A 268-nucleotide genomic window follows, 5' to 3' on the forward strand; every position below is an offset into this window, starting at 1 on the left:
CACTATTTCAGTATTACTGGCAACAACGGCGATCTCTGCGATTGTGGGTATTGCAGTAGCTCAAGCATTCGGTCTTTCGGCAGAAGGCTTAACAGAAGGTGCTCGTGAAACGGCTCGTATCGCAACACTAGAAAGCCGCATGGGAAGTGTGTCTGACTTAACAATTCCACAAATGCTGGTTAGCTTCATTCCAACTAACCCGTTTGCAGATCTAACCGGTGCTCGTTCTACTTCAATCATCGCGGTGGTCATCTTCGGTGTGCTAACG

Annotated in this window: 1 protein-coding gene; it reads left to right on the forward strand. The window is 48.1% G+C overall.

The window, feature by feature from the left end; genetic code table 11:
- The coding region (locus tag AB4486_RS26110; RefSeq protein WP_372119659.1) for a cation:dicarboxylate symporter family transporter at window positions 1–268 on the forward strand (268 nt) is incomplete at both ends.

Origin of the sequence: Vibrio sp. 10N.222.55.C6, assembly GCF_041473395.1 — a bacterium.
Taxonomy (GTDB): Bacteria; Pseudomonadota; Gammaproteobacteria; order Enterobacterales; family Vibrionaceae; genus Vibrio; species Vibrio crassostreae_C.